The organism is Ruegeria sp. CRTD044 (assembly GCF_059613485.1).
In genome coordinates, this window is record NZ_JBXWSP010000003.1 from 354,622 (window position 1) to 379,034 (window position 24,413).

24 protein-coding genes are annotated in these 24,413 nt (G+C 62.9%); 8 read left to right on the forward strand and 16 right to left on the reverse strand.

Annotation, left to right across the window (positions count from 1 at the left end; all coding sequences use genetic code 11):
- Positions 1-93 precede the first annotated feature (93 nt).
- A complete protein-coding gene (locus AC2FNL_RS02795) occupies positions 94-1,092 on the forward strand; it encodes a LacI family DNA-binding transcriptional regulator (RefSeq protein ID WP_480754747.1) in 999 nt (332 codons plus the stop codon).
- Here AC2FNL_RS02795 and AC2FNL_RS02800 read toward each other — a convergent pair whose 3' ends face one another.
- Both AC2FNL_RS02800 and AC2FNL_RS02805 read right to left on the reverse strand, forming a co-directional pair.
- Positions 1,093-2,226 (reverse strand): Gfo/Idh/MocA family protein, encoded by a 1,134-nt coding sequence (locus AC2FNL_RS02800; RefSeq protein WP_496832229.1) that lies wholly within the window; start codon positions 2,224-2,226, stop codon positions 1,093-1,095. It lies immediately after the preceding gene.
- 42 nt (positions 2,227-2,268) lie between these two features.
- Positions 2,269-3,372 carry a Gfo/Idh/MocA family protein gene (locus AC2FNL_RS02805; protein ID WP_496832231.1) on the reverse strand — a complete coding sequence of 368 codons (1,104 nt, stop codon included), beginning with the start codon at positions 3,370-3,372 and terminating at the stop codon, positions 2,269-2,271.
- 96 nt (positions 3,373-3,468) lie between these two features.
- On the opposite strand from AC2FNL_RS02805, the gene AC2FNL_RS02810 reads away from it, so the two are divergent.
- The 3 genes from AC2FNL_RS02810 to AC2FNL_RS02820 are packed head-to-tail and all read left to right on the forward strand — an operon-like array spanning position 3,469 to position 6,155.
- Positions 3,469-4,473, forward strand: a complete 1,005-nt coding sequence (locus AC2FNL_RS02810) for a PfkB family carbohydrate kinase (protein ID WP_496832233.1) — start codon at positions 3,469-3,471, stop codon at positions 4,471-4,473.
- Between the two features lie 9 nt (positions 4,474-4,482).
- Positions 4,483-5,319 (forward strand): 5-deoxy-glucuronate isomerase, encoded by an 837-nt coding sequence (locus tag AC2FNL_RS02815; RefSeq protein ID WP_496832235.1) that lies wholly within the window; start codon positions 4,483-4,485, stop codon positions 5,317-5,319.
- Positions 5,316-6,155: a class II fructose-bisphosphate aldolase gene (locus AC2FNL_RS02820; RefSeq protein ID WP_496832237.1), complete on the forward strand. Its 840-nt coding sequence runs from the start codon at positions 5,316-5,318 to the stop codon at positions 6,153-6,155. The genes AC2FNL_RS02815 and AC2FNL_RS02820 overlap by 4 nt, the downstream gene beginning before the upstream one ends.
- Positions 6,156-6,197: 42 nt before the next feature.
- Here AC2FNL_RS02820 and AC2FNL_RS02825 read toward each other — a convergent pair whose 3' ends face one another.
- From AC2FNL_RS02825 to iolG, 10 genes are all read right to left on the reverse strand, one after another.
- Positions 6,198-6,614, reverse strand: coding sequence for a VOC family protein (locus tag AC2FNL_RS02825; RefSeq protein ID WP_170342554.1), 417 nt, complete (start codon positions 6,612-6,614; stop codon positions 6,198-6,200).
- A gap of 90 nt (positions 6,615-6,704) precedes the next feature.
- Positions 6,705-7,463: an SDR family NAD(P)-dependent oxidoreductase gene (locus AC2FNL_RS02830; protein ID WP_093963704.1), complete on the reverse strand. Its 759-nt coding sequence runs from the start codon at positions 7,461-7,463 to the stop codon at positions 6,705-6,707.
- Positions 7,460-8,266 (reverse strand): 5-deoxy-glucuronate isomerase, encoded by an 807-nt coding sequence (gene iolB, locus AC2FNL_RS02835; protein ID WP_496832239.1) that lies wholly within the window; start codon positions 8,264-8,266, stop codon positions 7,460-7,462. Before iolB ends, AC2FNL_RS02830 begins: the two co-directional genes overlap by 4 nt.
- Before the next feature lie 43 nt (positions 8,267-8,309).
- Complete coding sequence (locus tag AC2FNL_RS02840; RefSeq protein WP_496832241.1) at positions 8,310-9,491, reverse strand: phytanoyl-CoA dioxygenase family protein; 1,182 nt, start codon at positions 9,489-9,491, stop codon at positions 8,310-8,312.
- Between the two features lie 42 nt (positions 9,492-9,533).
- Complete coding sequence (iolE, locus tag AC2FNL_RS02845; RefSeq protein ID WP_496832243.1) at positions 9,534-10,433, reverse strand: myo-inosose-2 dehydratase; 900 nt, start codon at positions 10,431-10,433, stop codon at positions 9,534-9,536.
- Positions 10,430-12,262, reverse strand: coding sequence for a 3D-(3,5/4)-trihydroxycyclohexane-1,2-dione acylhydrolase (decyclizing) (gene iolD, locus AC2FNL_RS02850; RefSeq protein WP_496832245.1), 1,833 nt, complete (start codon positions 12,260-12,262; stop codon positions 10,430-10,432). Before iolD ends, iolE begins: the two co-directional genes overlap by 4 nt.
- Before the next feature lie 158 nt (positions 12,263-12,420).
- The gene (locus AC2FNL_RS02855) at positions 12,421-13,242 is read right to left on the reverse strand and encodes an ATP-binding cassette domain-containing protein (protein WP_496832247.1); all 822 of its coding nucleotides are present in this window, start codon (positions 13,240-13,242) and stop codon (positions 12,421-12,423) included.
- A gap of 1 nt (position 13,243) precedes the next feature.
- Complete coding sequence (locus AC2FNL_RS02860; RefSeq protein WP_170342564.1) at positions 13,244-14,350, reverse strand: ABC transporter permease; 1,107 nt, start codon at positions 14,348-14,350, stop codon at positions 13,244-13,246.
- A 62-nt stretch (positions 14,351-14,412) separates the two neighbouring features.
- Positions 14,413-15,333: a sugar ABC transporter substrate-binding protein gene (locus tag AC2FNL_RS02865; protein ID WP_496832249.1), complete on the reverse strand. Its 921-nt coding sequence runs from the start codon at positions 15,331-15,333 to the stop codon at positions 14,413-14,415.
- 122 nt (positions 15,334-15,455) lie between these two features.
- Complete coding sequence (gene iolG, locus AC2FNL_RS02870) at positions 15,456-16,469, reverse strand: inositol 2-dehydrogenase (RefSeq protein WP_496832251.1); 1,014 nt, start codon at positions 16,467-16,469, stop codon at positions 15,456-15,458.
- Between the two features lie 300 nt (positions 16,470-16,769).
- Between iolG and AC2FNL_RS02875 the strand changes: the two genes are divergently transcribed.
- The 3 genes from AC2FNL_RS02875 to AC2FNL_RS02885 are packed head-to-tail and all read left to right on the forward strand — an operon-like array spanning position 16,770 to position 19,797.
- Positions 16,770-17,732, forward strand: a complete 963-nt coding sequence (locus AC2FNL_RS02875) for an HlyD family secretion protein (RefSeq protein ID WP_496832253.1) — start codon at positions 16,770-16,772, stop codon at positions 17,730-17,732.
- Complete coding sequence (locus AC2FNL_RS02880) at positions 17,729-18,655, forward strand: ABC transporter ATP-binding protein (RefSeq protein ID WP_093963712.1); 927 nt, start codon at positions 17,729-17,731, stop codon at positions 18,653-18,655. The genes AC2FNL_RS02875 and AC2FNL_RS02880 overlap by 4 nt, the downstream gene beginning before the upstream one ends.
- Complete coding sequence (locus tag AC2FNL_RS02885) at positions 18,652-19,797, forward strand: ABC transporter permease (RefSeq protein ID WP_496832255.1); 1,146 nt, start codon at positions 18,652-18,654, stop codon at positions 19,795-19,797. The genes AC2FNL_RS02880 and AC2FNL_RS02885 overlap by 4 nt, the downstream gene beginning before the upstream one ends.
- 64 nt (positions 19,798-19,861) lie before the next feature.
- Here the strand turns inward: AC2FNL_RS02885 and AC2FNL_RS02890 are convergent, their stop codons facing one another.
- The 4 genes from AC2FNL_RS02890 to mgtE are packed head-to-tail and all read right to left on the reverse strand — an operon-like array spanning position 19,862 to position 23,673.
- Positions 19,862-20,905: a succinylglutamate desuccinylase/aspartoacylase family protein gene (locus AC2FNL_RS02890; protein WP_093963714.1), complete on the reverse strand. Its 1,044-nt coding sequence runs from the start codon at positions 20,903-20,905 to the stop codon at positions 19,862-19,864.
- Positions 20,906-20,909: 4 nt separating this feature from the next.
- Positions 20,910-21,815, reverse strand: a complete 906-nt coding sequence (gene rimK / locus AC2FNL_RS02895) for a 30S ribosomal protein S6--L-glutamate ligase (protein WP_093963715.1) — start codon at positions 21,813-21,815, stop codon at positions 20,910-20,912.
- The gene (locus AC2FNL_RS02900) at positions 21,812-22,297 is read right to left on the reverse strand and encodes an ATP-dependent zinc protease family protein (protein ID WP_170391681.1); all 486 of its coding nucleotides are present in this window, start codon (positions 22,295-22,297) and stop codon (positions 21,812-21,814) included. The genes rimK and AC2FNL_RS02900 overlap by 4 nt, the downstream gene beginning before the upstream one ends.
- Before the next feature lie 2 nt (positions 22,298-22,299).
- Positions 22,300-23,673 carry a magnesium transporter gene (mgtE, locus tag AC2FNL_RS02905; protein ID WP_170589198.1) on the reverse strand — a complete coding sequence of 458 codons (1,374 nt, stop codon included), beginning with the start codon at positions 23,671-23,673 and terminating at the stop codon, positions 22,300-22,302.
- Between the two features lie 82 nt (positions 23,674-23,755).
- On the opposite strand from mgtE, the gene AC2FNL_RS02910 reads away from it, so the two are divergent.
- On the forward strand, positions 23,756-24,043 hold the full coding sequence (locus AC2FNL_RS02910; RefSeq protein WP_170589195.1) for a hypothetical protein: 288 nt from the start codon (positions 23,756-23,758) through the stop codon (positions 24,041-24,043).
- The last annotated feature ends 370 nt before the right edge of the window (positions 24,044-24,413 follow it).

The window sequence follows — 24,413 nt, forward strand, 5'->3', positions numbered from 1 at the left end:
CAGTGGTGGAAATGCTTTGCAACCGATTGCACCATTTTTGCAATGATGCGACATTCAACAGACCCGATCGACCGCGCAAAGGAGACCAGGCAGGTGGGCGTTACGCTGAAGGAAGTTGCGGCCTTGGCCGGGGTGTCGCGGTCGGCCGTATCGCGCACCTTCACGCCGGGCGCCTCGGTCTCGGCCAAGACCCGCGCCAAAGTGGAAAAGGCCGCCAAGGAACTGGGCTACAGCCCCAACGCGCTGGCCTCGTCGTTGACGACGGGGCGGACCAAGCTGATCGGGCTGATCTCGAACAACTTCCACAATCCCATCTTTCTTGAGGTTTTCGACCAGTTCACCCGCGCCCTGCAGGAACGCGGGCTGCGCCCGCTGATCGTGAACCTGACCGACGAGACCGAGCCCGCCAATTCCGTGCGCATGCTGCGGCAGTATTCGGTGGATGCGGTGATCGTCGCCTCGTCGACCTTGCCACCCAGCTTTGCCAAGGCGTTCCACGATGCAGGGGTCCCGGTGGTGCACACCTTCGGGCGCTCGGCGACTTCGCCCGAGGTGCATGTGGTCGGAATCGACAACGTCGAATGCGGACGCATGGCCGCGCGCGAGCTGGTCGCGCGGGGCTATGCCAGCGTGGGCTATCTGGGCGGGCCGGTCGATGCGACCTCGGCGCGGGACCGGCAACGGGGCTTTACCGAGGAAATGGCAAACCACCCGCAGGTTCCCGTCAGCCACTCCTTCGCTGGGGCCTACTCCTTCGAGGCCGGCCGGGCCGAGATGCTGCGCCTGCTGGCGGGTGACCCGGCGCAGGCCTATTTCTGCGGCGACGACATCCTGTCGATCGGGGCGCTGTCGGCGCTGGCCGACCACGGGCTGAAACCGGGTTCTGACATCGGGATCATCGGCCTGAACGACATGGAAATGTCGCGCTGGGAATACATCAACCTGACGACCATCCATCAGCCGATCAAGCAGATCATCACCTCGTCGGTCGATCTGGTCGAAGAGATGCTGAAGACACCGGATCGCTACCCCGAGGCGCGGATCTTCCCCTGTCGGGTGATCGAGCGGGGCACGTTGCGGCCCCGCCCCTGATCAGCGGAACATCGGCGGGCGCGCGTCCTGCCAGGTGCCCTCGGCCCGGGCCGAGGCCACCGCTGCGTGCACCGCGGCAATCGAGCGGACGCCATCGGCGGCATCGGGCAGCCCATCGCGCGGCTCACCCCGGATCGCGTCGGCCAGATCGCAATAGATATTGGCCACGGCCAGCGGAAAGCCCTCGGGATGGGCAATCGCCACGCGCGACAGGCGCATCGCGTCTTCATGCAAGCCGCCCTCGCCCTTTTCGATGATCTGGGTTCGTCCACCGACCGGGGTGTAGATCAGCTGGTTGGGGTGTTCGGAGGCCCAGCGCAGCCCACCGGTTTCGCCGAACACCTGGATGTCGAACCCGTGTTGCCGCCCGATCGCCACGGACGAGGTCCACAGCCGGCCCACGGTGCCGCCCTCCATGCGAAAAATGACCATCGCGTCGTCCTCCAGCTGGCGGCTGGGAATGGTCGAGGCCATGTCGGCCGACAGCGTCGCGACCTCGTCATCGCAGATGAAGCTGGCCATGTGCAGCGCGTGGATGCCGCAATCGGCGAATTGCCCCGACACGCCCGCCATGGCCGGATCATAGCGCCAGCGCACGCGCGGATTGTCCGCGTCAGTGGCATCCCCATGGTGGCCGTGGCTGAAATTGGTGACGACCAGACGCACCTTGCCGATCTCTCCTGCGCGGACCATGGCGCGGGCCTGCCGCACCATCGGATAGGCCGAATAGCAGTAGTTGACCGCGCAGATCTTACCCGAGGCCCGGGCCACGCGCACGATCTCTTCGCCCTCTTCCACGGTCATGGTCATGGGCTTTTCGCACAGCACGTTGAACCCGGCCTCGAGATACGCCTTGGCGATCTCGAAATGGGTCGCGTTCGGGGTGGCGATGGTCACAAGGTCGATCCGGTCGGGCCGGTCCTTTTCGCCGGCCAGCATCTCCTGCCAGTCGCCATAGGCGCGGTCGGCGGGCACACCCAGCCGCTGCGCATAGGCGCGCCCCTCTTCGGGCCGGTGATCCAGCGCGCCGGCGGTGAATTCGAACAGGCCGTCGGCCTGTGCGCCCAGACGGTGGGCGGGCCCGATCTGGCTGCCTTCTCCGCCCCCGATCATGCCCCATTTCAACTTTGCCATGGTCTTGGTCTCTCTGCGAACAATGTTGGAAAACGTGCCGGGCTAGAACACGCTGACTTCCTGCCAGCCGCGACTGTCGGCCGAAGCCAGCGCCGCCGCCAGCACCCGGTTGACCTCGTGCCCATCCCGGAAGGTCGGCCAGATGTTCCGGCCGGAGTGAATGGCGGTCAGAAAATCCTTGGCCTCGATGATGATCTGATCCTGATAACCGGTGCCGTGGCCGGGACCCTGGCAAAAGGGCTCATAGTCGGGATGCGCCGGACCGGTCAGGATCTTGGTGAAACCGCGCTGGGCCTCGGGGCCTTCGCGGCGATAGAGCCACAGGGCATTCTGATCCTCCTGGTCAAAACGGATCGCGCCCTTGGTACCCGAGATCTCATAGGCATAACCCATCTTGCGCCCGGTCGCGATGCGGCTGAAATAGAGGTTCCCCATGACGCCGTTTTCAAACCGGCACATCATCTGGGCGTGGTCGTCATTGGTCACCGCGCCGCCCGGACGGGAGCGATGCACGGTTTCCACATCGGCCATGACCTGCGCGATCGGTCCCACCAAAGCTAGCGCGCCATTGACCATGTGCGGCGCCAGATCGCCGATAGTGCCGTTGGCCATGCCGGTCGTGCGCCAGGTCGCCGGGGCCTCGGGGTCGGCATAGAAATCCTCGGTATGTTCACCGCGGAACCATGTGATGTCGCCAATCGCGCCGTCGGCGATCAGCTGGCGGGCAAACTGGCTGGCCGGGGTGCGGATATAGTTGAACCCAACCATGTTGACGGTGCCCGAGGCCTCGGCCGCCGCCACCATGGCACGGCTGTCCTCGAGCGACGCGCCCAGCGGTTTTTCGCACAGCACCGGCTTGCCCAGCGCCAGCGCCGCCTCGGCGATCTGCCGGTGGGTGGACTGGGGCGATGCAATCACGACGGCCTCGACCGCCGGATCTTTGATCAAGGCCTGCCAGTCGGCGGTGGCACGGCGGAACCCGTAGGCGGCGCGGTAGCGTTCGGCGCTTTCGGGGCTTGAGGCGCAGATCATCTCGAGCCGCGGTCTGAGCGCGGTGTCGAACACGGCGCCCACGGCGGACATGGCCACCGAATGGGCCTTGCCCATATAGCCGCCTCCGACGATTCCAATTCCGATTTCTGGCATTTTGGGCGGCTCCGAACATACTGATTGCAACCGGTTGCAAAATCAGTATCGTGAGAATCGATCCAATGCAAGGTCCATCGGATCGATGGGATCAAAATGCCTGGGAGGAACAGTTTGAGTCACTTGATCGACGGCATCAAAGGAAACCGGTTTGCCGTTTTCGGCCGCGCCGGCATGGACCTGTTCGCCGATCCGGTCGGTGTCAAAAGCGAACATGCCGACATGTTCCGCGCGGACTTGGGCGGTTCGTCCGCGAATATCTGCGCGGGTCTGGTCAAGCTGGGCAGCCAGGCGTCGCTGATCACTTCCGTCTCGGATGACGCGGTAGGGCGGTTCTGCCTCAACAAGTTGCATCACTATGGTGTCGACACCTCTTTCATTCGCGTCGTCGGCGGTGAATACCGCATGTCCTTGGCGGTCTATGAAAGCTGCATCGAGGACTTTCAGAACGTCATCTACCGCAACGGCGCCGTCGATTTTCAGGTCACCGAAGACGACATGGACCGTGTCGACTATGGCCGCTTCAGCGCGGCGATCTCGGCCGGAACCGTGTTTGCCGCCGAACCGTCGCGCAGCGCCACCTTCCGCGCCTTCGACAATGCGCGCAAGGCCGGTCTGCCGGTGATCTTCGACATCGACTACCGGCCCTACAGCTGGCCCTCGGCGCAGGTCGCGGCCGACGTGCTGTCGCGCGCGGGCGAGGCCAGCGACATGATCGTCGGCAATGACGAAGAATTCGGCTTCATGGCCGGCGGGATCGAGAAAGGCTTCCATAAAGCCTGCGATCTGGCCGAGAAACCCGGCCGCATCGTCATCTACAAGATGGGCGAAAAGGGCGCCGTCACCCTGACCGATGGGCAAGAGATCCACACCGGCATCTACCCGGTCACCGCCGTCAAACCCAACGGCGCGGGCGACAGTTTCATGGCCGGGCTGCTGGCCTCGATCGCCGCGGGCCATTCGCTGGAACAGGCGGTGTTGCGCGGATCGGCCTGCGCCTCGATCGTCGTGTCCAAACCGGGCTGCGCGCCCGCCATGCCAACCACCGAAGATCTGGACGCTTTCCTGGCGTCCCACCCCGGCCCCACCGCGGCCGGATAGGAGAGCCCGATGCACATCCCCCCGTTCGACAACCAGAACAAACCCATCGTCGATGTCGATGACCCGACCGTGCCGCTGAACTATTTCAACATCGTCAAGTTGAAGCGCGGCGAAGCCTTCGAATACCAGGTCCCGGGGTACGAGACCTGCATCGTGCCCGCCACCGGCAGCGTTGACGTGGATGTCGAGGGCGTGCGCTTTGCCCATCTGGGCAACCGGGGCGAGGATGTCTGGGATGGCGAGCCCGAGGGCGCCTATGTCCCGTCGGGGGCCAGGGCGCAGATGGTCTGCGTGTCGGAGACGGCCGAGGTGTTCGTGGCCGGCGCAAAGTATGACAAGGTGCTGGATCCGTTCGACGTGCGCGAGCACGATCTGGTGCAATATGGCAGCGACGACACCAAGACCCATCGCAAGATCAAGCATATCCTGGGCCAGAAACAGCATGACGAGGTCGGCCGCCTGCTGGTGAGCGAGCTGTTCACCGTGGGTCAGGGCGGCTGGTCAGGCTTTCCCAGCCACAAGCACGACACCAACCGCCTGCCGGACGAGACCCGGCATGACGAGACCTACAATTTCCGCTTCAAGCCCAACTGGGGCTCGGGCCTACAGATGTTGCAGCGCGAGGACAACGAGTCGGGCGATGCCTATCACATCGTCGATGGCTCGACGATCTGTATCGACAAGGGCTATCACCCCTGCTGCGTGCTGCCGGGATACGAGATGTATTACTTCACCATCCTCGGCGGGCTAACCCAGCGGTCGCTGGTACAGTATTTCCAACCCACCCATGCCTATCAGATCGAGACGATCCCGGGCATCAAAGACATGATCGCCAAGTTCAAATGACCCTCGTTACGCTCAAAGACGTCCTGCAACCCGCCTATGAACAGGGCTATGCCGTCGGCGGTCTGGTGACGCTGGGCTGGGAGGATATGCGCGCCTATGTCGGCGCGGCCGAGGCCGAGAACGCCCCGGTGATCCTGCAGGCCGGACCCAGCTGCCGCGAGCACACACCGCTGCCGATCCTGGGCAAGATGTTCCGGTATCTGGCCGAAAACGCCTCGGTGCCCGTCGTGGCGCACCTGGACCACGGCTATACCTTCGAGGAGTGCAAGATCGCGCTGGACAGCGGGTTCACCTCGCTGATGTTCGACGGGTCGCGCAAGCCCTTGCAGCAAAATATCGACGAGACCGCCGCGATTGCCGAAATGGCCCATGCCTCCGGGATTTCGTGCGAAGGCGAGATCGGCTTCGTCGGCTATTCCGGGGGCGAAGGCTCGGCCGGGACCGATCCGGACGAGGCAGCCACCTTCGCCGCCCAGACCGGCGTGGACGCGATGGCGATCTCGGTCGGAAACGTCCACCTGCAGCAGAACAAGGAAGGTGGACTGGACGAGGACCGCATCCGCCGGATTCAGGCCGTGACCAACGTGCCGCTGGTAATCCATGGCGGTTCGGGCGTGCCCGTGGAACAGCGCGCGCGGCTGGCGCGTGAAACCGCGATCTGCAAGTTCAACATCGGGACCGAGCTGCGCATGGCCTTCGGCGCCGCCCTACGCGAGGCCGTCAACCGTGACCCCGACCGGTTCGACCGGGTGACGATCCTGAAGGAAACCCATGACCCGGTTGAGGCCGCCGCCCGCACCGTGATCCGCGCCTTTGGTGCGCCGCCGCAGCGCTAACCGCTCCGACCTATGCCATACCGAAAAATGCGCTGGCGGGCCCTAGTCGTCGCGCCCCGGTTCGTTTGGATTGCTGGAAAACAGGGCGATCTTGTTGCCCTGTGGGTCCCGCAGATAGCCGACATAGAAACGCGGCCCGTACATGGCGCGAAAGCCCGGCTGGCCTTCGTCAGACCCGCCGGCCCGCAGCGCGGCGGCGTGCAGGTCGCACACCTGCTGCTGATTGCGCGCCTCGAACGCGACCATCGCACCATTCCCGGCCGAGGCCGCGGCCCCGTCAAAAGGCGGTTTGACATAAAATTCCGGCAGAACCGGCTGCTGGCCCGGCGGCACCGGCAGGGCGAAACTCAGCCCTTCTGGGCCTTCCTCCAGCGCATAGCCGAGATCCGGCAGAAAGGCGCAGTAAAACCGTTTTGCACGCGCGATGTCGTCCGCGCCGACCGTGACATAGGAAATCATGCCGCATCTTCCCTTGCAGGGTGTCGATCCGTCAACCGGCACCAGCACATCGGCGCACGTCGATTCCGGGTAGGGAAGACCCCAAGGTCGTCAGATCGAGCCGCCCTCGACCATGAAGTTCCCGGCACTGCACATGGCCGCGTCGTCCGAGGCCAGAAACAGCACCATCCGCGCCACATAGACCGGGTCGATCGGGTCGGGCAGGCATTGGCGGTCGATCTGTTTGGCCAGCGCCTCGGGGGTGACCCACAGGTCTTTCTGGCGCTGGGTCATGATCCAGCCGGGCACGACCGTGTTGACCCGGATCCGGTGATCGCCCAGCTCGCGCGCCATGGTGCGCGTCAGGCCGTGCACAGCGGATTTCGCGGTGGCATAGGCGGGAAAGCCCGCGCCGGCCTCCCACCACGAGTTCGAGCCGATATTGATGATCGACCCGGCGCCCTTGTCGATCATGCCGGGCGCCACGGACTGGATGGCAAAAAACATGTGGCGGATGTTGGTCGCCATGCGCTCATCCCAGTAGTCTGGCGTTACCTCGCGCCAGTCGTGCCGGTCGTCATGCGCGGCGTTGTTGACCAGAACGTCCGCCGCGCCCAGCGCACCCGCCAATTTGTCAAAAGCGGATCGCAGCGCCGCGATGTCGCGCAGGTCGCAGGCGGCAAAGGCGTGGGTTCCGTCCAGTTCGGCCAGCAGCGTGTTGCCGCCCTCGGCGTTGATGTCGACAAAGCCGACCTTGGCCCCCTGCTCGGCAAAGCCGCGCACGATCTCGCGCCCGATGCCCGAGGCCCCGCCGGTCACGAACACGGTGCGCCCTTTCAGGCCGGGATAGATGGCAAAGGCCTTGGTCATTTGTCGCGCTCCATGATCCATTCCACTTCGGGCGCCGGAACGAAACGCCATTTGCGCAGCGGCCCGGCCATGACGTTCAGGTAATACATCTCGAACCCGTAGGGCGCCCCGCAAGGGTGGTGCCCGCGCGGCACCAGTACCACATCGCCATCGGACACGGCCATGGTTTCGTCCAACTGGCCATCATCGGTATAGACCCTCTGGATGCCAAAGCCGCTGGCCGGGTTCAGGCGGTGGTAATAGGTCTCTTCCAGATAGGTGATTCGGGGATAGTCATCCTCGTCATGCCGGTGGCTGGGGTAGGATGACCAATGACCGCTGGGGGTGAAGACTTCGGTCACCAGAAGGCTGTCGGCGTAGTCCTCGGCCTCCATAGCGATGTTGTTGATATAGCGCGTGTTCGTTCCCTTGCCGCGCTCGGTCAGGGTGATGCCCTCGGGCCCGATCCGGCGCGGGGCATGGCCGCCCTTGCCCGGGGCCGAGCACACGGCGATCACGCAATCGGTTTCGGCCGTAGCCTCCCAGTCGGTGCCGTTGGGCAGGTACAGGCAATGGGGCGGGGACTTTTCGAACACGTTCATCCGGTCGCCCAACACGCCCCAATCCTGCCCGGCGCCGGTGATCCGGGCCTTGCCCTCGACCATCACCAGAATGACCTCGCGGTCGCCGGTGACCTCGGCGGCGCGCTCGCCGGCCCGCAGGTGATAAAGGCCAAAGCCCACATAGCGCCAGCCGGCACTGGCCGGCGTGATGTCATGCACCTTGCCATGGGTTCCGAACGGTTTTCTCAGCAGTTCTGCCATCGGTTTCACCTGTGTTGGGGCAGCACCGGCCGCCCGGGTTCCGTCATGCCGCCTGCCGCGACCGCAGCGCGTTCAGCGCCTGTTCCAGCTGCGCCAGCGTCCAACTTTCCGACACCGCCCGGCGCAGGATGTCGGCCTGGCTGGGCGGAGCGTTTCCGCCCACGGGCGGATCGGTGTCCAGATTGGTCGGAAAGGGATAGCATTCGGCGGTGGCCGCGATTGCGGCGTCGATCCGGGCATCATCCAGATTGCCACGCTGTTTCAGCGCCATCAGTGCCGGGAATACGGCCAGACACATCGCCTTGCGGTCCACAGCCTCCATCGCGCGCCCGAAGGCCGACGAAACCTGCAGCAGGTTTGCCATCCGGTGGATGTCGGCGCTGCTGTTTTCGCCGGCGGCATGGAACAGCGCCGGGTTGAAGAACACCGCATCGCCCTTGGCCAGCGGCAACTGGATGCAGGCCTGTTCGAAATGCGCCCGATATGCATCGTCATGAAAGGCGACATAGCCCGGGCCATACAGCTGCGAGAAGGGCAACAGTTTGGTCGGGCCGCTCTCAACGGGCATGTCGCAATGGGCAACCGCGCCCTGCAGGGTCAGCGCGGCGGTGACCATATGGGCATGCGCCGGGAACTGGGCCGCCCTGTCCGCGGTCTGGAACCCCAGGTGATAGTCGCGATGCGCCTGCTGCGCCTTACCGCCCGGCCGCACCTGGTTGATCTGCGCGGTCATTTGATAATCGGGGCCCAGCCAGGCCTCGCAGGCGGCGGCAATCGCCGTATTGCCGAAATAGAGCGCAAAACCCTCGGGGTCGCGCAGGCATTGCTTTTGAAGCGCGTTCCACACCCGGTCATTCGCGCCCGAAGCCGCAAAGTGATCACCTTCGCCGCCCCCGGCCTGACGCTCATCTTCGATGATCCGGCGAAACACCTCGGTCGCCCGGTCGATGACCGCGGCATCGGCATAGGCGCCTTTCAGCGCGATCACCCCGGCCGATCGGCCCAGAACCCAACCCCATTCGGCCAGCAGGGCGCGCCGGGCGTCGGGCGTTTCCAAGGCGGGGCGCAGCGCGTGCATGTCATAGATCGGCACGTTCTTTTCCACCGCGGCAGCGTGGGGCACCTGCTCGGGCCGCAGACTCTGCGAGGTCAGCACCGTGAATTCATCCAGATCACAGGACTCGGGGCCGAAATAGCCGGCGAAACCGGGTTGCTGACGAACCATGAAACGCTCCTTTCCCATGGCGGCGCCCCGGGGGGCGAAAGATCAAGCCGTGATCGTCAATCCGGCCTGACCGCAGACCTCGACGATGTGGTCATAGCCCATCTTCGAGTATTCATAGGGCGGCGCCTTGGCCGGGTCCTGCTCGGCCTCGACCACGATCCAGCCCTCGTAATCCAGGGCTTTCAACGCATGGGCGACCTCCTGAAAGTCGATGCAGCCATCGCCGGGCACCGTGAAGGCCCCTGCGATCACCGCATCCAGGAAACTGCGCCGGTTGCCGCGGGTGTCGCGCACGATGCCGGGGCGGATATTCTTGAAATGCACATGATGCACCCGGTCGCCCCAGCGGTTCAGCGTGGCCAGCACATCACCGCCGCCAAACAGCAGATGCCCGGTGTCAAAGCACAGCTTCACCTCCGGCCCGGATCCGTCCATCAGCCAGTTCACGTCATCTTCGCTTTCGATGATCGTGCCCATGTGGTGGTGATAGGCCATTGGCATGCCCTGATCGGCCATCCACTTGGCCAGTTCGGTGATCCTGGCGCCATAGGCCCTGATCTCATCCTTCGACAGTTGCGGGCGGTCATTGACCGGGGTGCCGATCTGGCCCTGAACCGTGTTCGAGCATTCGGCATAGACGATGCAGGGGCTGTTCAGCGCCACGAACTGTTCGACCTGTGCGCGCACCGCGTCGCGTTCGGCGGCGAAGTCATTGACCAGCGAATTGCCCGAACACCAGCCGCCGCACAGGGCAAGGTCATTTTCTTCCAGATAGGCGCGCAGGCCTTCGGTATCGGCAGGCATGCGCTGCCCACGCTCGACCCCGGTATAACCGATCTGACGCGCCTCTTTCAGGGCCTGTTCCATCGTGTACGCCGCCGTCAGGTCCGGCAGGTCGTCATTTTGCCACGCAATCGGAGAGATGCCGATCTTCACGCTCATTTGGTGTTTCTTTCCTTGATGGCAGCCTCGTAGGCCGCGCGTTTTTCATTCACTTCGGGGCGGGTGCTGACCTCGGGCACCGCCACTTCCCACCATGTGCCGCCATATTCGGTCGAGGGGTACGGGTCGGTGTCGATGACAATCACATAGGGGCCTTTGACTTCGCCACGTTTGGCCAGCGCCTCTTCCAGCTCGGCGATCGAGGCGACCTTGACCGAGGTCGCCCCCATCGCCGCCGCGTGGGCCGCAAAGTCGATGGCCGAGGGCGTCTCGTGCACCGCATGGTCCAGCAGGTTGTTGAACTCGGCCCCGCCGGTGCCCATCTGCAGCCGGTTGATGCAGCCAAAGCCCCGGTTGTCGGTGATCACCACGGTGAAGGACACGCCCATCATCGCCGCCGTCGCCATTTCCGAGTTGGCCATCATGTAGGTGCCGTCCCCGGTGAAACAGATCACGTCGCGGTCGGGCTGGGCCATCTTGATGCCCATGGCACCGGCGATCTCGTAACCCATGCAGCTGAAGCCGTATTCCATGTGATAGGCCCCCGGACGCGGCGCCTTCCACAGCTTGTGCAGCTCGCCCGGCATGGTGCCGGCCGCGCACATCACCACCGTGTCGTCATGTGCCGCGCGCTGCACCGCGCCCACCACCTGCATGTCGGTGGGCAGCGCGTTGGCGTCGCCCGGCGCATCGGTCAGCGCATCGACCTTGGCAAACCACTCGGCCTTGAGCGTGTCGGCCACCGGGTCGGCGCGATAGCCCTGCAGGGCTGCGCCCAATTCCTCGATCCCGACCCGTGCGTCGGCCAGCAGCGGCATCGCGCCATGTTTTGCGGCGTCATAGGCGGCGGTGTTCAGGCAGACCATCTTGCGCTCGGGGTTGGAAAACAGCCCCCAGGACCCGGTTGTGAAGTCCTGAAACCGCGTGCCGATGCCCAGGATCAGATCCGCCTCGGCGCACACGGCGTTGGCGGGTTCGCCCCCGGTCACGCCGACGGGGCCCAGGTTCAGCGGGTGATCCCAGGCCAAGGCCGATTTGCCGGCCTGCGTTTCGGCCACGGGAATGTTGTGGGTCTCGGCAAAGGCCTGCAGCGCGTCGGTCGCGCCGGAGTAATGGACACCGCCGCCGGCCACGATGATCGGGCGTTTGGCTGACCGGATGGCCTCGGCCGCGCGGGCCAGCTCGGCTGCGTCAGGGCGGATGCGGCGCTGGTGCCAGATGCGCGGCTCGAAGAAGCTGAGCGGATAGTCATAGGCCTCGGCCTGCACGTCCTGGCAAAAGCCCAGGGTCACCGGCCCGCAATCAGCCGGGTCGGTCATGGTGCGGAAGGCGCGCGGCAGGGCGGTCAGCAGGTGTTCGGGCCGGGTGATCCGGTCGAAATAGCGGCTGACCGGGCGGAAACAGTCATTGGCGCTGACGGTGCCGTCGGTGAAATCCTCGGTCTGTTGCAGCACCGGGTCGGGGCCGCGGGTGGCGAAAACGTCCCCCGGCAACAGCAGCACCGGCAGGCGGTTCACATGCGCCAGCGCGGCGGCGGTGACCATGTTGGTCGCCCCGGGCCCGATCGACGAGGTGACCGCCATGGCGCGGCTGCGCCGCATCTGCTTGGCATAGGCGATGGCGCAATGGGCCATGGTCTGTTCATTGTGACCGCGATAGGTGGGCAGGCTGTCGCGCACTCCATGCAGCGCCTCGCCCAGACCGGCCACGTTGCCATGGCCGAATATCGCCCAGACACCGGCGATGAAGGGTTCGCCGTCTTCGTTCATCTGCGCGCCAAGGTAACGCACCAGGGCCTGCGCCGCGGTCAGTCGGATTGTCTTGCTCATCATGATCCCTTTCAGAACGAGGCCGCTGTGGGCAATCCGTTGCAATCATTCTGTCGTGAAAGGATCCGACACGCCCACCACCCTGACCGGGTGGCCCGGCCTGCCGGACCCTGGTGATTTTGGTGCCCCGCATGATGCGGGACACCGGGGAGAAACCTTCAGACGGTACCGCCTAGCGACCCTTCCAGCTCGGCCATCTCCTGCCCGCCGGCCATCATGTCCTGCAGCTCTTCGGGCGAGATCTCGCCGCGCCGGGCGGTGCCCAGCGTCTTGCCGCGGTTCAGAACCGTGAACCGGTCGCCCACGGCCAGTGCGTGCCGGACGTTGTGGCTGATGAAGACCACGCCGATGCCCTGGTGGCGCACCTTGTCGATGGTGGCCAGCACGTTCGATGTCTGCCGCACGCCCAGCGCCGAGGTCGGTTCGTCCAGGATCAGGATCTTGGCGCCGAAATAGACCGCGCGGGCAATCGCCACGGTCTGACGCTCGCCCCCCGACAAGGTGCCTACCGCCTGATCGGGGCCGCGCAGGTTGATGCCCATCTTTCGCATCTCTTCCATGCAGACCTGGTTGGCGTGTTCGATGTCGAACCGTTTCAGCAGACCCTTCCCCTTGGTCGGCTCGCGCCCCATGAAGAAATTGCGGGTGACGCTCATCAGCGGGATCATCGCCAGGTCCTGGAACACGGTGGCGATGCCTGCCTCCATCGCGTCGCGGGGCGTGTCGAAGGACATCGGTTTTCCTTCGAAATAGATCTCGCCCTTGGTGGGTTTGTGCACCCCCGACATCGTCTTGATGAAGGTCGATTTGCCCGCCCCGTTGTCACCCAGCAGGCAGTGGCATTCACCCGGCTTGACGTCGAAACTGACGCCCGCCAACGCGATGATGTTGCCGAAATGCTTTTCGATCTCTTTCATTTCGACGACCGGGGCCACGTCTTTGACCGCATCGCCGTGATGGAACTTGGTATCTTCGGTCATGTCAGCGCTCCCCGGTTACGCGTTTGCGGATCGCGTTGTTGAACAGAACGGCGATCAGCAGCATCGCCCCCAGGAACACCTGGAACCAGTCCTGATCGAAATCGGTATAGGTCAGGCCGATGACCACCATGCCGAAGATAATCGCCCCGAAGAATGCCCCGATGGCCGAACCATACCCGCCGGTCAGCAAACAGCCGCCGATCACTGCGGCGATGATCGCCTCGAACTCCTTCTGGAAGCCGCGCCGCGCATCGGTCGAGCCTGCATCGATCACAGTGATGATCGCCACCAGCGCGGCACAGCAGGCGGTCAGCATGAACAGTGAAATCTTGACCCGGTTCACCGGCACGCCCGAGTTCGACGCCGCAACCCGGTCGCCGCCCGAGGCGAAGATCCAGTTGCCGGCCGGGGTACGCAGCAGAACATAGGTGGCGGCAATGGCGAAGGCCACGAACCACAGGATTTCAACCGGGACACCCGGCACTTTGGGCGCGCCACTTTTGAACGTGTCGATTAGGCCCTTTTCGGCCAGCCAGCTGAACAGGCTGCCGAAGGCTTCGCCGGAAAAGAACGGCGCGAGCCAGTCATTTTCGACCTGATCGCGCACGCCGCGCAGCTGGGTCGACCCGCCGGTTGCCGCCTTGAGCCCCACCAGGGACAAGCCGCGCAGAATGAACAGAAACGCCAGCGTCACGATGAAGGATGGCAAACCCGAGCGGATGACGATGGTGCCGTTGATTGCCCCGACAAAGGCGGCAAAGACAAAAGTCATCGGGATCGCGGCCACCAAGGGCAGTTGCCAGGTCACCACGCAGACCCCGAAGAACAGGCCGGCAAAGGCCACCATGGAGCCAATCGACAGGTCAAACTCGCCCCCGATCATCAGCAGCGCCGCGCCGATGGCCAGAATACCCAGTTGGGCGGCCGGGGTCATGAAGTTCATGATGCCGGCAAGCGTGAACATCGATTCATCGGCCGTGATGGCGAAGAAGATGAAGACAAGGATCGCCCCTGCGATGGCCCCCAGTTCGGGCCGCTTCATCAGCTTGGTCAGGAACGGCTCCTTCTTGATCCGTTCGTCCACCGCCACTTGTGCAGACTCGGTCATGGTTTCCTCCCGTTTGGCAGGGGCGGCGCCCTGACGCCGCCCCGATTTTCAGCCCGCCGGTATCAGCGGATGCCCTCAGCGGACAGCTCGACCACCTGACCGGCCTTGTCGGCGGTGATCAGGTTCGGACCCGAGGGCACGTTGCCGCCCGGCATCAGGCCGTACTTGGCGTTCAGCGCCATGAACACGACCGGCAGATAACCCTGCAGATACTGCTGCTGGTCCACCGCAAAGGCCGCGTCACCATCGACGATCGACTGCAGGAAGTTGGCCGACAGGTCGAACGAGGCCACGTTCACGTCGCGCCCCGACCCTTTGACGGCGGCCACGGTGGGCTCACCGGCCGAGCTTGCGCCCAGCGCCATCACGGTATCGACGCTTTCATCCGAAGCCAGAGCCGCCGACACTTTCGACTCAATCTCGGACGGATCGTTGGACGTCGGCAGAACGGTCACATTGCCGCCAAAGCCTTCAGCAAAGCCCGCACAGCGCAGGTCCAGCGCGACATTGCCGACCTCGTGGTTCACACAGATCGCATTCTTGCCGCCCATTTCGGCCAGCTTCTCACCGGCGGCCTTGCCGGCGTCGAACTCATCCTGACCGACATGCAGCGCCGCGCCCAGCTCCTTGGACACGTCCGAGCCCGAGTTCATCGAGATCACCGGGATACCCGCGGCAACCGCGCGTTCGATCGAGGGGCCAAGCGCGTCGGCGTCAGGGATCGAGACGATCAGCCCGTCGGGCTCCTGGTTTACGGCAGCGTCGATCAACTGCGACATGGCAACCATGTCGAAGGTTTCGGGCGCACGGTACTCGACGTTCACGCCCATATCCGTGCCGGCTTGCTCGACCCCGTTCTTGACCACGTTCCAGAACGCGTCATTCGCCTGACCGTGCGATACCACGACGATGTCCTGCGCAAAGGCCGGAGTGGCCAGCGCCAGCGCGCCGGCGGCCAAAGCACCTTTGAAAAATTTGTTCATTACGTTTCCTCCCACTAGGACAGATTTTTGTCTTGTCCGGGTCCTGGACCCATTCATCCGGCAAGGCCGAATCTCTGTCGCTCCGATACGCATCGGGGCCGTTTCAGTTTCAATACTTCACGTCATTTTGCAACCGGTTTCAAAATTTCCTCCAGCTTTACCGGAATACCCGTCCGGGCCGACCGGGTCGCAGCTTCGGCCAGGGCCAGCGCTGCGACGCCGTCTTCCAGCGTCACCGGCACAGCGGATCCGGTCTTGACCGCAGTCACGAACGCATCCCATTCCGCCCGATAGGCAGGCATGTAGCGTTCGAGGAAGAAGTAGGTCGGCTTAGCACTGATCACGCCATCGGACGTGGATTTCACCAGGTTGTTCTCGAGCACGTTGCGCGCCTGCAGCAGCCCGCCGGACCCCAACACCTCGACCCGTTGGTCATAGCCGTATACGGCCCGGCGAGAATTCTTGATGACGGCGATCCGACCATCCTTGTAGGTCATGGTGACGACGGCTGTGTCCACATCCCCCGCCTCGGCGATGGCCGGGTCCACGGTCGATGTGCCAACGGCCGAAACAGTGACTGGTACGTCACCCATGATGAAATTGGCGAGGTCGAAATCATGTATCGTCATGTCCCGAAATAATCCGCCCGAGACTTTGACATAGGAAATCGGCGGCGGGGCCGGATCAAACGAGGTGATCGACAGCAATTCCGGGCTTCCGATCTCGCCAGACTGAACGGCGGATTTCAATGCGCCGAAGCCCGGATCGAAACGCCGGTTGAACCCGATCATGACCGGTTGACCGGTACCTGCCACGGCTTGCTGGCAGGCCAGGGCGCGGTTCAGGTCCAGATCGACCGGCTTTTCGCACAGAACGGCCTTGCGCGCGGCCGTCGCCGCCTCGATTAGGTCCGAATGCGTATCCGTCGGCGTGGCGATCAGCACCGCGTCGATATCCGGGTCGGCGATGATGTCCTCCGACGTGCGCGCCACAGCACCATGAGCTTGCGCCAGACGTGCAGCGGCGTCTGCCATTGCGTCCGAAACCGCAACAAGCGTGCTGTCCGGGTGGTCCGAAATGGCTTGCGCGTGGACGGTTCCGATGCGCCCTGCTCCAAGCAATCCGATTCTGAGCATTGTGACCTCTGGGTATATTTCTGGCGGGAGCATGTTCTTTTTTGCAACCGGTTGCAAGGATTATTTGCGGCCTGTGCGCGCCCGTGTTCTGGCCCAACACTGCAACGCGGTCAGGACGGCACTCAGCCGTTCGTGGGCGGGGCCAATCCTTTGAATTTGCTGCCTGGGCGTCCTTGGATGGCTTGGTATTGGCCCATTCGGTTCGGCTTTTGTGATTTCTCCGTCGTCTGTTAAACCTTTGAGCCGGGGCAGAAATTGACACCGATACCAAACCGCCCCGACCAAGGAGACGATGATTTGATGAATTTGTCCCTGCCGATTCCGCTGCTGGTCATGGCCATTTTCCCTGCTGCGTTGCTGGACCGATGTTCGGGCCAGAACACCGGCACCGCGCTGGGAGTTCTGGCGCGGGACCGGGTGGCGCTGACGGCGACGGCCAATGAGATCATCGTGGAACTGCCTGTTGCAGAAGGGTCTCCGGTCAAGGTCGGCGACGTGCTGGTCAGGTTCGACACGGATCTGCAGACCGCGAAGCTGAACCTCGCGCAGGCGGAACTGGAAAAATCGCAGGCCACGCTGCTGAAACTGGAAGTCGGCCCGCGCGTGGAAGAGATTGCGATCGCGCGCGCCAACGTCGCCGGCGCCGAGGCGCGTCTGCTGGACGCAGAGGCCGTGTATCAGAGAAATTCCCAGTTGGTCGTCAACTCGGTCGTCAGCCAGGCGCGCCTGGACCAGGATATTGCCGCACGCGATTCCGCTCGGGCGGCACTGGAAAGCGCTCGGGAGTCCCTGAAAGAACTGGAAAACGGAACCCGCCCCGAAGATCTGTCGGTGGCCCGGGCCAATGTGCGCGCGGCTGAAGCGGCGGTTGCCGCCGAGCAGACCGTTCTTGATGACCTAACGGTTGTTGCGACACGGGACGGCATCCTGGATTCCCTACCCTGGAACCTGGGGGAACGGGTCGCCCAGGGCAGCCCGGTCGCGGTGCTGGTGTCCGGCGCGGCCCCTTACGCCCGCGTCTATGTCCCCGAACCCAGCCGGGTGGACATCGCGCCCGGAGACTCTCTCGAGGTTCGGATCGATGGGCTGGACCAACCTCTGACGGGCACCGTGCGATGGGTCAGCGACGACCCGTCCTTCACCCCCTACTACGGGTTGAACACGGATGATCGGACGCGGTTGGTCTATCTGGCAGAAATCGACCTGCCGGAAACCGCCCGAGATCTGCCCGCGGGCGTTCCCGTTCAGGTGAAGATGCCATGAGCGATCTGGTGGTCTCGACCCAGGGTCTGACGCGCCGGTTCAAAGAGAAGACAGCCGTCAGCAACCTGGACCTGGAGATACGCCAGGGTCAGATCTATGGGTTTCTGGGCCCGAACGGCTGCGGCAAGACAACGACGATGCGAATGCTGACCGGACTGCTGACGCCCAGCAGCGGATCCGTCTCGGTGCTGGGCCGGCCGATGCCGCAATACGCCGAACCGCTGAAGAATGAAATCGGATACATGACCCAGATCTTTTCGTATTACCGCGACATGACGGTGCTTGAGAACCTGCGCTTTGCCGCCGAGATCTATGGGATGCCGCGCCGCAAATCTGCCGACCGGATCGACGAACTGCTGACAACCTACGACCTGACCGAAAACGCCAATCAACTGAGCGGCAGCATGAGCGGCGGGCAGCGGCAGAAACTGGCGCTGGCGGCCACGGTGCTGCACGGCCCCAAGCTGTTGTTTCTGGACGAGCCGACATCGGCCGTCGACCCCGAAACCCGCCGGTCTTTCTGGGAACAGCTGTTCGACTTGGTCGATCAGGGCGCGACGATGATCGTGTCCACGCATTTCATGGACGAGGCGGAACGGTGTCACAAGCTGGCCATTCTCGAGCATGGGGTGAAAAAGGCGGATGGATCGCCCCGGCAACTGATGGAAGACCTGAACGCCACCGTGATCGAGGTCGAAGGCGAGGGTCTGCGGCAGGTCAAACACCTTCTGGACGACACGCCCAAGGTGCTGTCGACGGCGCAGGTGGGTGCCCGATTGCGCGTTCTGGTGGACAAGTCGGAAACCGAACCGATGGCGATGATCACGTCGCGCCTTTCGGACTTTTCCAACGTGACGATGTCGGTGCAGCGCCCCAATCTGGAAGACGTGTTCGTCAGCGCGACGAAGGGGCCCGCCCAATGAAACCGCTCCGCCGCATCACCGCCGTTCTCAAGAAAGAGCTGCTGCAACTGCGGCGCGACCGGATGACCTTTGCCATGGTCGTCATGATCCCGCTGATCCAGCTGCTGTTGTTCGGATACGCAATCAACACCAACATCCGCCATATACCGGTCGGGATCGTGGATCAGGCCGATTCGTCGCTGTCCCGGACCTTGGCTCAGATCGTTCAAGCCACGCAGGTCGTGACCATCACCGAGGTCTTCTCGACCCCGGAAGAAGCCGAACAGGCGATCACCGAGTCCACCGTGCGTGCCGCGTTCATCATTCCGCCCGACGTCGATGACCGGCTTGCCCGAAGCCCGTCCATCGGATTGGGCCTGCCCAACGCCACCAACCAGACATCCAGCCGCCCCTTGGCTCATTGGATCGTGGACGGGTCGGACACCATGGTGGCCAGCGCCATCAAATCCCTGCGCAGCATGCCACTGACCGAATTGCTGCGACAGCCGCCAAACCGTCAGGTCCCGACCTTCGAGGTCACGCTGTATTTCAATCCCGAGCAACGATCGGCGGTGAACATCGTGCCCGGGCTTGTGGGTGTCATCCTGACCATGACCATGATCCTGTTCACCTCGGCCGCCATTGTCCGAGAGCGCGAGCGGGGGAACATGGAGATGCTGATCAACACCCCGGTCAAATCCATCGAACTGATGATCGGCAAGATCATTCCCTACATCTTCTTGGGCTTGCTGCAGGTCGCGATTATCCTCGGGCTGGGACATTTCCTGTTCGACGTCCCCATAAACGGAGGGATGATCCCGCTGCTGGTGGTAACGCTTCTGTTCATCATCGCCAGCCTGTCGCTTGGCCTAGTGATCTCGACACTGGCCCAGAACCAGCTGCAGTCCATGCAGATGACGATTTTCGTTCTGCTGCCCTCGATCCTGATGTCGGGATTCATGTTCCCGTTCGACGGGATGCCCAAGCCGGTTCAGGTGATCGCCCAAGTGCTGCCGGCCACCCATTTCATGGACATGATCCGCGGCGTGGTTCTGCGGGATGCAACGCTTTACGCTCTGCGCGGTGACATCCTGTGGATGATCGGGTTTGCCGTCCTTGGGATGCTGGCTGCGACGCTCAGGTTCAAGAAACGCCTGGGATAATAGAGGGGCGACCAAGGCCGCCCCAAGTGTCTGGATTGCCAGTCTCCTATCCGTGTCGGACCGTTCAGATGATCTCGTCCTCGTCGAACATGGGATCATCTTCCAGCTGCGCGTTGATGTCTTCCATCGAGTCTTCGGCCTTTTCCACGGACCCGACCCGCCCCAGGTGAAAAACGGCATCGCCCTCATTCACCACAGGCATGACCGCACGCCCGACGATCAAGCCGTCGAACGGAGCGATGATGTCCTCGCTGGCTTCGCCGAACGGGTCCGATACGGCACCCAACAGATCACCTTTGCGAACCAATTCACCGTCCGCTTTATAGATCCGGAGGATTCCGCCCATCGGGGCGCGCAACCACTTGCTGGACGAACAGAACTGCGGTGCCGCTTTGGGCTTGGAGATCCGCTTGGCGGGAACCATCCCCATGTGCCTCAGTACCCGCAGAATGCCCGCAAGGCCCGCGCGGATCGACAGTTCATCCAGGCGAAGACCCTCGCCCGCTTCGTACAACAGGATATCTTTACCCTGCGCCTTCGCCGCGCCACGCAATGATCCGTCGCGCAGGGGCGATTGGATGACGATCGGTGCTCCGAAAACGCTGGCCAGTTCCTTGGTCCGAGGGTTGTGGGGCGAGATCCGGATCTGCGGATAGTTCGTGCGATGTATCGCCGCCGAATGCAGATCGATCCCCAGATCCGAGCGGGCGACGATTTCGGTCATGAACAGATGCGCCAGCCGCGAGGCCAGCGACCCGTTCTCGCTGCCGGGAAACACCCGGTTCAGGTCGCGACGGTCGGGCAGATAGCGGGAATGGTTGATGAAGCCGAACGCATTCACGATCGGCACCGCGATCAGCGTGCCTTTCAATGTCGCCAGGTTGGGCGCACGCAACAGACGGCGAATGATCTCGACGCCGATCACCTCATCACCATGCACCCCACCGCTGACAAAGACGGTGGGCCCGTCCTGTCGACCATGCACCACATGCGCGGACATGGTCACTGGGGTATGGTCCGACAGAACGCTGACCGGCAGATCCACGGTAAGCCGCGATCCCGGCGCCACCGTGGCGTGGCCAATCGTGAATGGCTGCCGCTTTGCCATGCCGTTACCCTTTGCCCTTGGTCTTGGTGGCTCCGGCTTTTGCGTTCTTTTCCAGGAACTCGATCATCTTTCCGGCAATATCCAGACCCGTGGCTTTTTCCACGCCCTCCAGACCCGGCGAGGAATTGACCTCCATCACCACAGCGCCGTGGTTGGCGCGCAGCATGTCGACGCCGCAGGCATTCAGGCCCATCGACTTGGCCGCGCGAACGGCCGTTGCACGCTCTTCCGGTGTCAGCTTGACCACCTTGGCCGAACCGCCACGGTGCAGGTTCGAACGGAAATCGCCCTCGGCACCGGTGCGTTTCATCGCAGCGACAACCTTGCCGCCCACCACGATGGCCCGGATGTCGGTTCCGCCGGCTTCCTTGATGAACTCCTGCAGCAGGATGTTCACACCCGCGCCGCGGAACGCCTCGACAACCGATTTGGCGGACCGGTCCGTATCGGCCAGAACCACACCGATGCCTTGCGTCCCTTCCAGCAGCTTGATGACGATGGGCGCGCCACCGGCCAGTCTCAGCACCTCGTCGGTCTGTTTGGGGTCGTGGGCAAAGGTTGTGACAGGCAGGCCGACACCGTCGCGGGCCAGCAACTGCATCGACCGCAGCTTGTCGCGCGACCGACCGATGGCGACGCTTTCGTTCAACGGGTAGACACCCATCATTTCGAACTGACGCAGCACTGCGGTTCCGTAGAAGGTGACCGAGGCACCGATCCGCGGAATCACCGCGTCATACCCCGTCAGCTTTTCGCCGTTGTAGTAGATCTCGGGGCGACGGGTTGCGATGTTCATGTAGCACCGCAGGGTGTCGATGATGTCGAGCTGATGCCCACGCTCCTCGGCCGCTTCCTTGAGGCGGCGGTGCGTGTACAGGTTGGCATTGCGCGCCAGCATGGCAATCTTCATGACAAATCCCCTTTGTCCTGGTGTTTTGGTTTGCCGCGCAAAAGATGCGCGCGCTTGGTGTGAACGGCGATTGCGTGGTTCTTCAGCGCCGCGCGGCCTACGATCATCTGAAAGGTCATGTTCGTGCGATCGGTCAGAGACAGGTCCAGCGGCCAGGTTTCGTCGCCCAACCGGATGGTGGTTCGGATGACGATCCTGTTTTCAGGAATTCCGCTGGTGTTCTTGATGTTGCGCCGTTCCTTGATCGGAGCCTCGATACGGATCATGCCTTCTCCGCCCGGCACCTCCGTCAGGAAGGACACCCAGTGATGTCCGTCCCGCTGAAACCGCCGAATGTCGGTTGCATGCAGCGCTGACGTGCGGGCGCCGGTGTCGATCTTGGCCTTGATGTCTTTCAATGGCAGGTCGGGAAGGTCGATGTATTCCATCCAACCAATGACTTTCGGCATCTGCGGCTGACCCTTGTCCGATACGTTTGCCATGATCACACCAGCCAGGGCATCATAAGGGTTGCAAGGCTCAGCACGAAGAAGAAACCGGCCATGTCCGTAATCGTGGTCAACAGCGGGCCACTTGCGGCGGCCGGGTCCTGTCCGATCCGCTTCAGCAGCAGAGGAACAACGCCGCCGATGGATACCGCCAGCATCGTGTTGAGTGCCAGCGCAGTACCAATCACCAAACCCAGGGCCGGATTGCCTTTCCAGAACCACGCGACCAGCCCGATCAGAATACCTAGCGCGATCCCGTTGATGACCCCGACCGAAATTTCCTTGATCCAGACCCGCACGGCATCTTGCGGCCGCACCAATCCAAGGCTCAGTTCGCGCATGGTGACGCCAACGGCCTGGTTGCCGGAACAGCCGCTCATGTCAGATACCATCGGCAGGAAGATGGCCAGCGCAATCACGGCGGCCAGTGTTTCTTCGTAGGCCGAGATCACGCTGGCCGCGATGATGTTGAGTACGATGTTGGCCGCAAGCCAGGCCAGCCGGCGACGGGACCGCACCGACAAAGGCATCGAGCGCAACTCGTCGCCAACCACACCCTGACGTTTGAGGCTTTCACTTTCCGAGCGTTCCAGAGTGGCTTCTGCCACCGCCGTGCGGGACACGACACCCGCCAGGACTCCGTCGGCATAAACCACCGGCACCCCCAGGAAAGGATGATCGTTGAACACGTCTTCCAGCTGTTCCAACGGGGTATCCACGGTCACGGTCAGTGGTGGAACCATGATGCTTGTCAACTTTTCGCTGCGCTTGGCGGTCAGCAGGCTGCGCAGCGATACCACGCCCACCGCGCGCCCCTCGGAATCGACAATATAGGGGTGCTGCCCGCGGTACCTTTCAAAATCCTCGTCGTCCGAAGCAAGTTCGCGCAGGACATTGCCAACGGTCTGCGTGTCGCGGAACTTGAACACCTCGGTCATCATCAGACCGCCGGCGGTATCATCCTCGAACGTGCTGAGCAGGCGGACATCCGCAGCCTCTTCGGCGTCCATTTCGGACAGGATAGCCTCGGCATCCGGCGTATCCAACTCGCCGATAACGTCGGCCTGAATGTCCGAATCCAGCTGTTCGATGATCTCGGCAGCACGCTCGGGCTTGAGGCGTTCCACAAGCTCGACCGCCATCTCGTTAGGCGCTTCTTCGACCAGTTCCGCGGCAAGCCCAACGGGCACGATCTCCAGAACGGTATCGCGCTCAGCCGGTGTCAGCTGAAGAACTTCGCGCAGGGCTTCGCTGCTGGTCAGCGGTTCCAGAAGCGCCTCAAGCTCGGACGCATTGGACTGCTCGACCGCTTCCTTGATCCGAACCGAAAGCTCTTCGTCGGTTGAGGGAATGTCTACGTTTCCGTCCATGCCTTAGCCATTCAATTGGGTTGTCGTTCCTTTATATAGGTGATAATTTTTTGTCTATAGACAAAAATATGTGAGATATAGAATGTCTGACTTCACGAATGCCGCAGAAACCCTGGCCGGGCTCTATACCCGGGAATTCGGAGGAAAGGCCTCGGGCCGGTATCGCATCCCGCAGAAGCTGCTGCGTGAACTGTGTGGCCGGAGAAGGCTGTACCAGGAGGACATCACGGCTCTGACACGCGAACTTCTGGAAATGGGCTATGTCATGATTGATATGGACAGCTTCTTTGTCGTCATGAGCGCCAATTCCTTCGTGAACTATCGGCGGGTCGGCAAGGAAATGCTGGCCCACACGGAAGGCACCAGCTGAGTCCCGGTCCTAGCAATCGGCCTATCGGGCGGATCGGCTGCCGATAGCGACAGATCATCAGGGTCTACTTTCACCCATCGGCTTGTGATCGGACTGTCCCGTTCCGAGGGCAGACACCGATATTTTGGTTACTGTGACGGGTGTGCCAAGAGCCGCGGAGCTGACGAGGGTTTCGAAAAATTCTAAGATTTCTTCGGCGGCGCGCTGCACTTTTCGCGCGTTGACTACGCGCATATCTTACTTCATTCCCGTTGGCCGTTTAGGTTTTCGGGCTGTAGTTTAGTTTTTTGAGTTTGGTTGCGGGAGCAGGATTTGAACCTGCGACCTTCAGGTTATGAGCCTGACGAGCTACCGGGCTGCTCCATCCCGC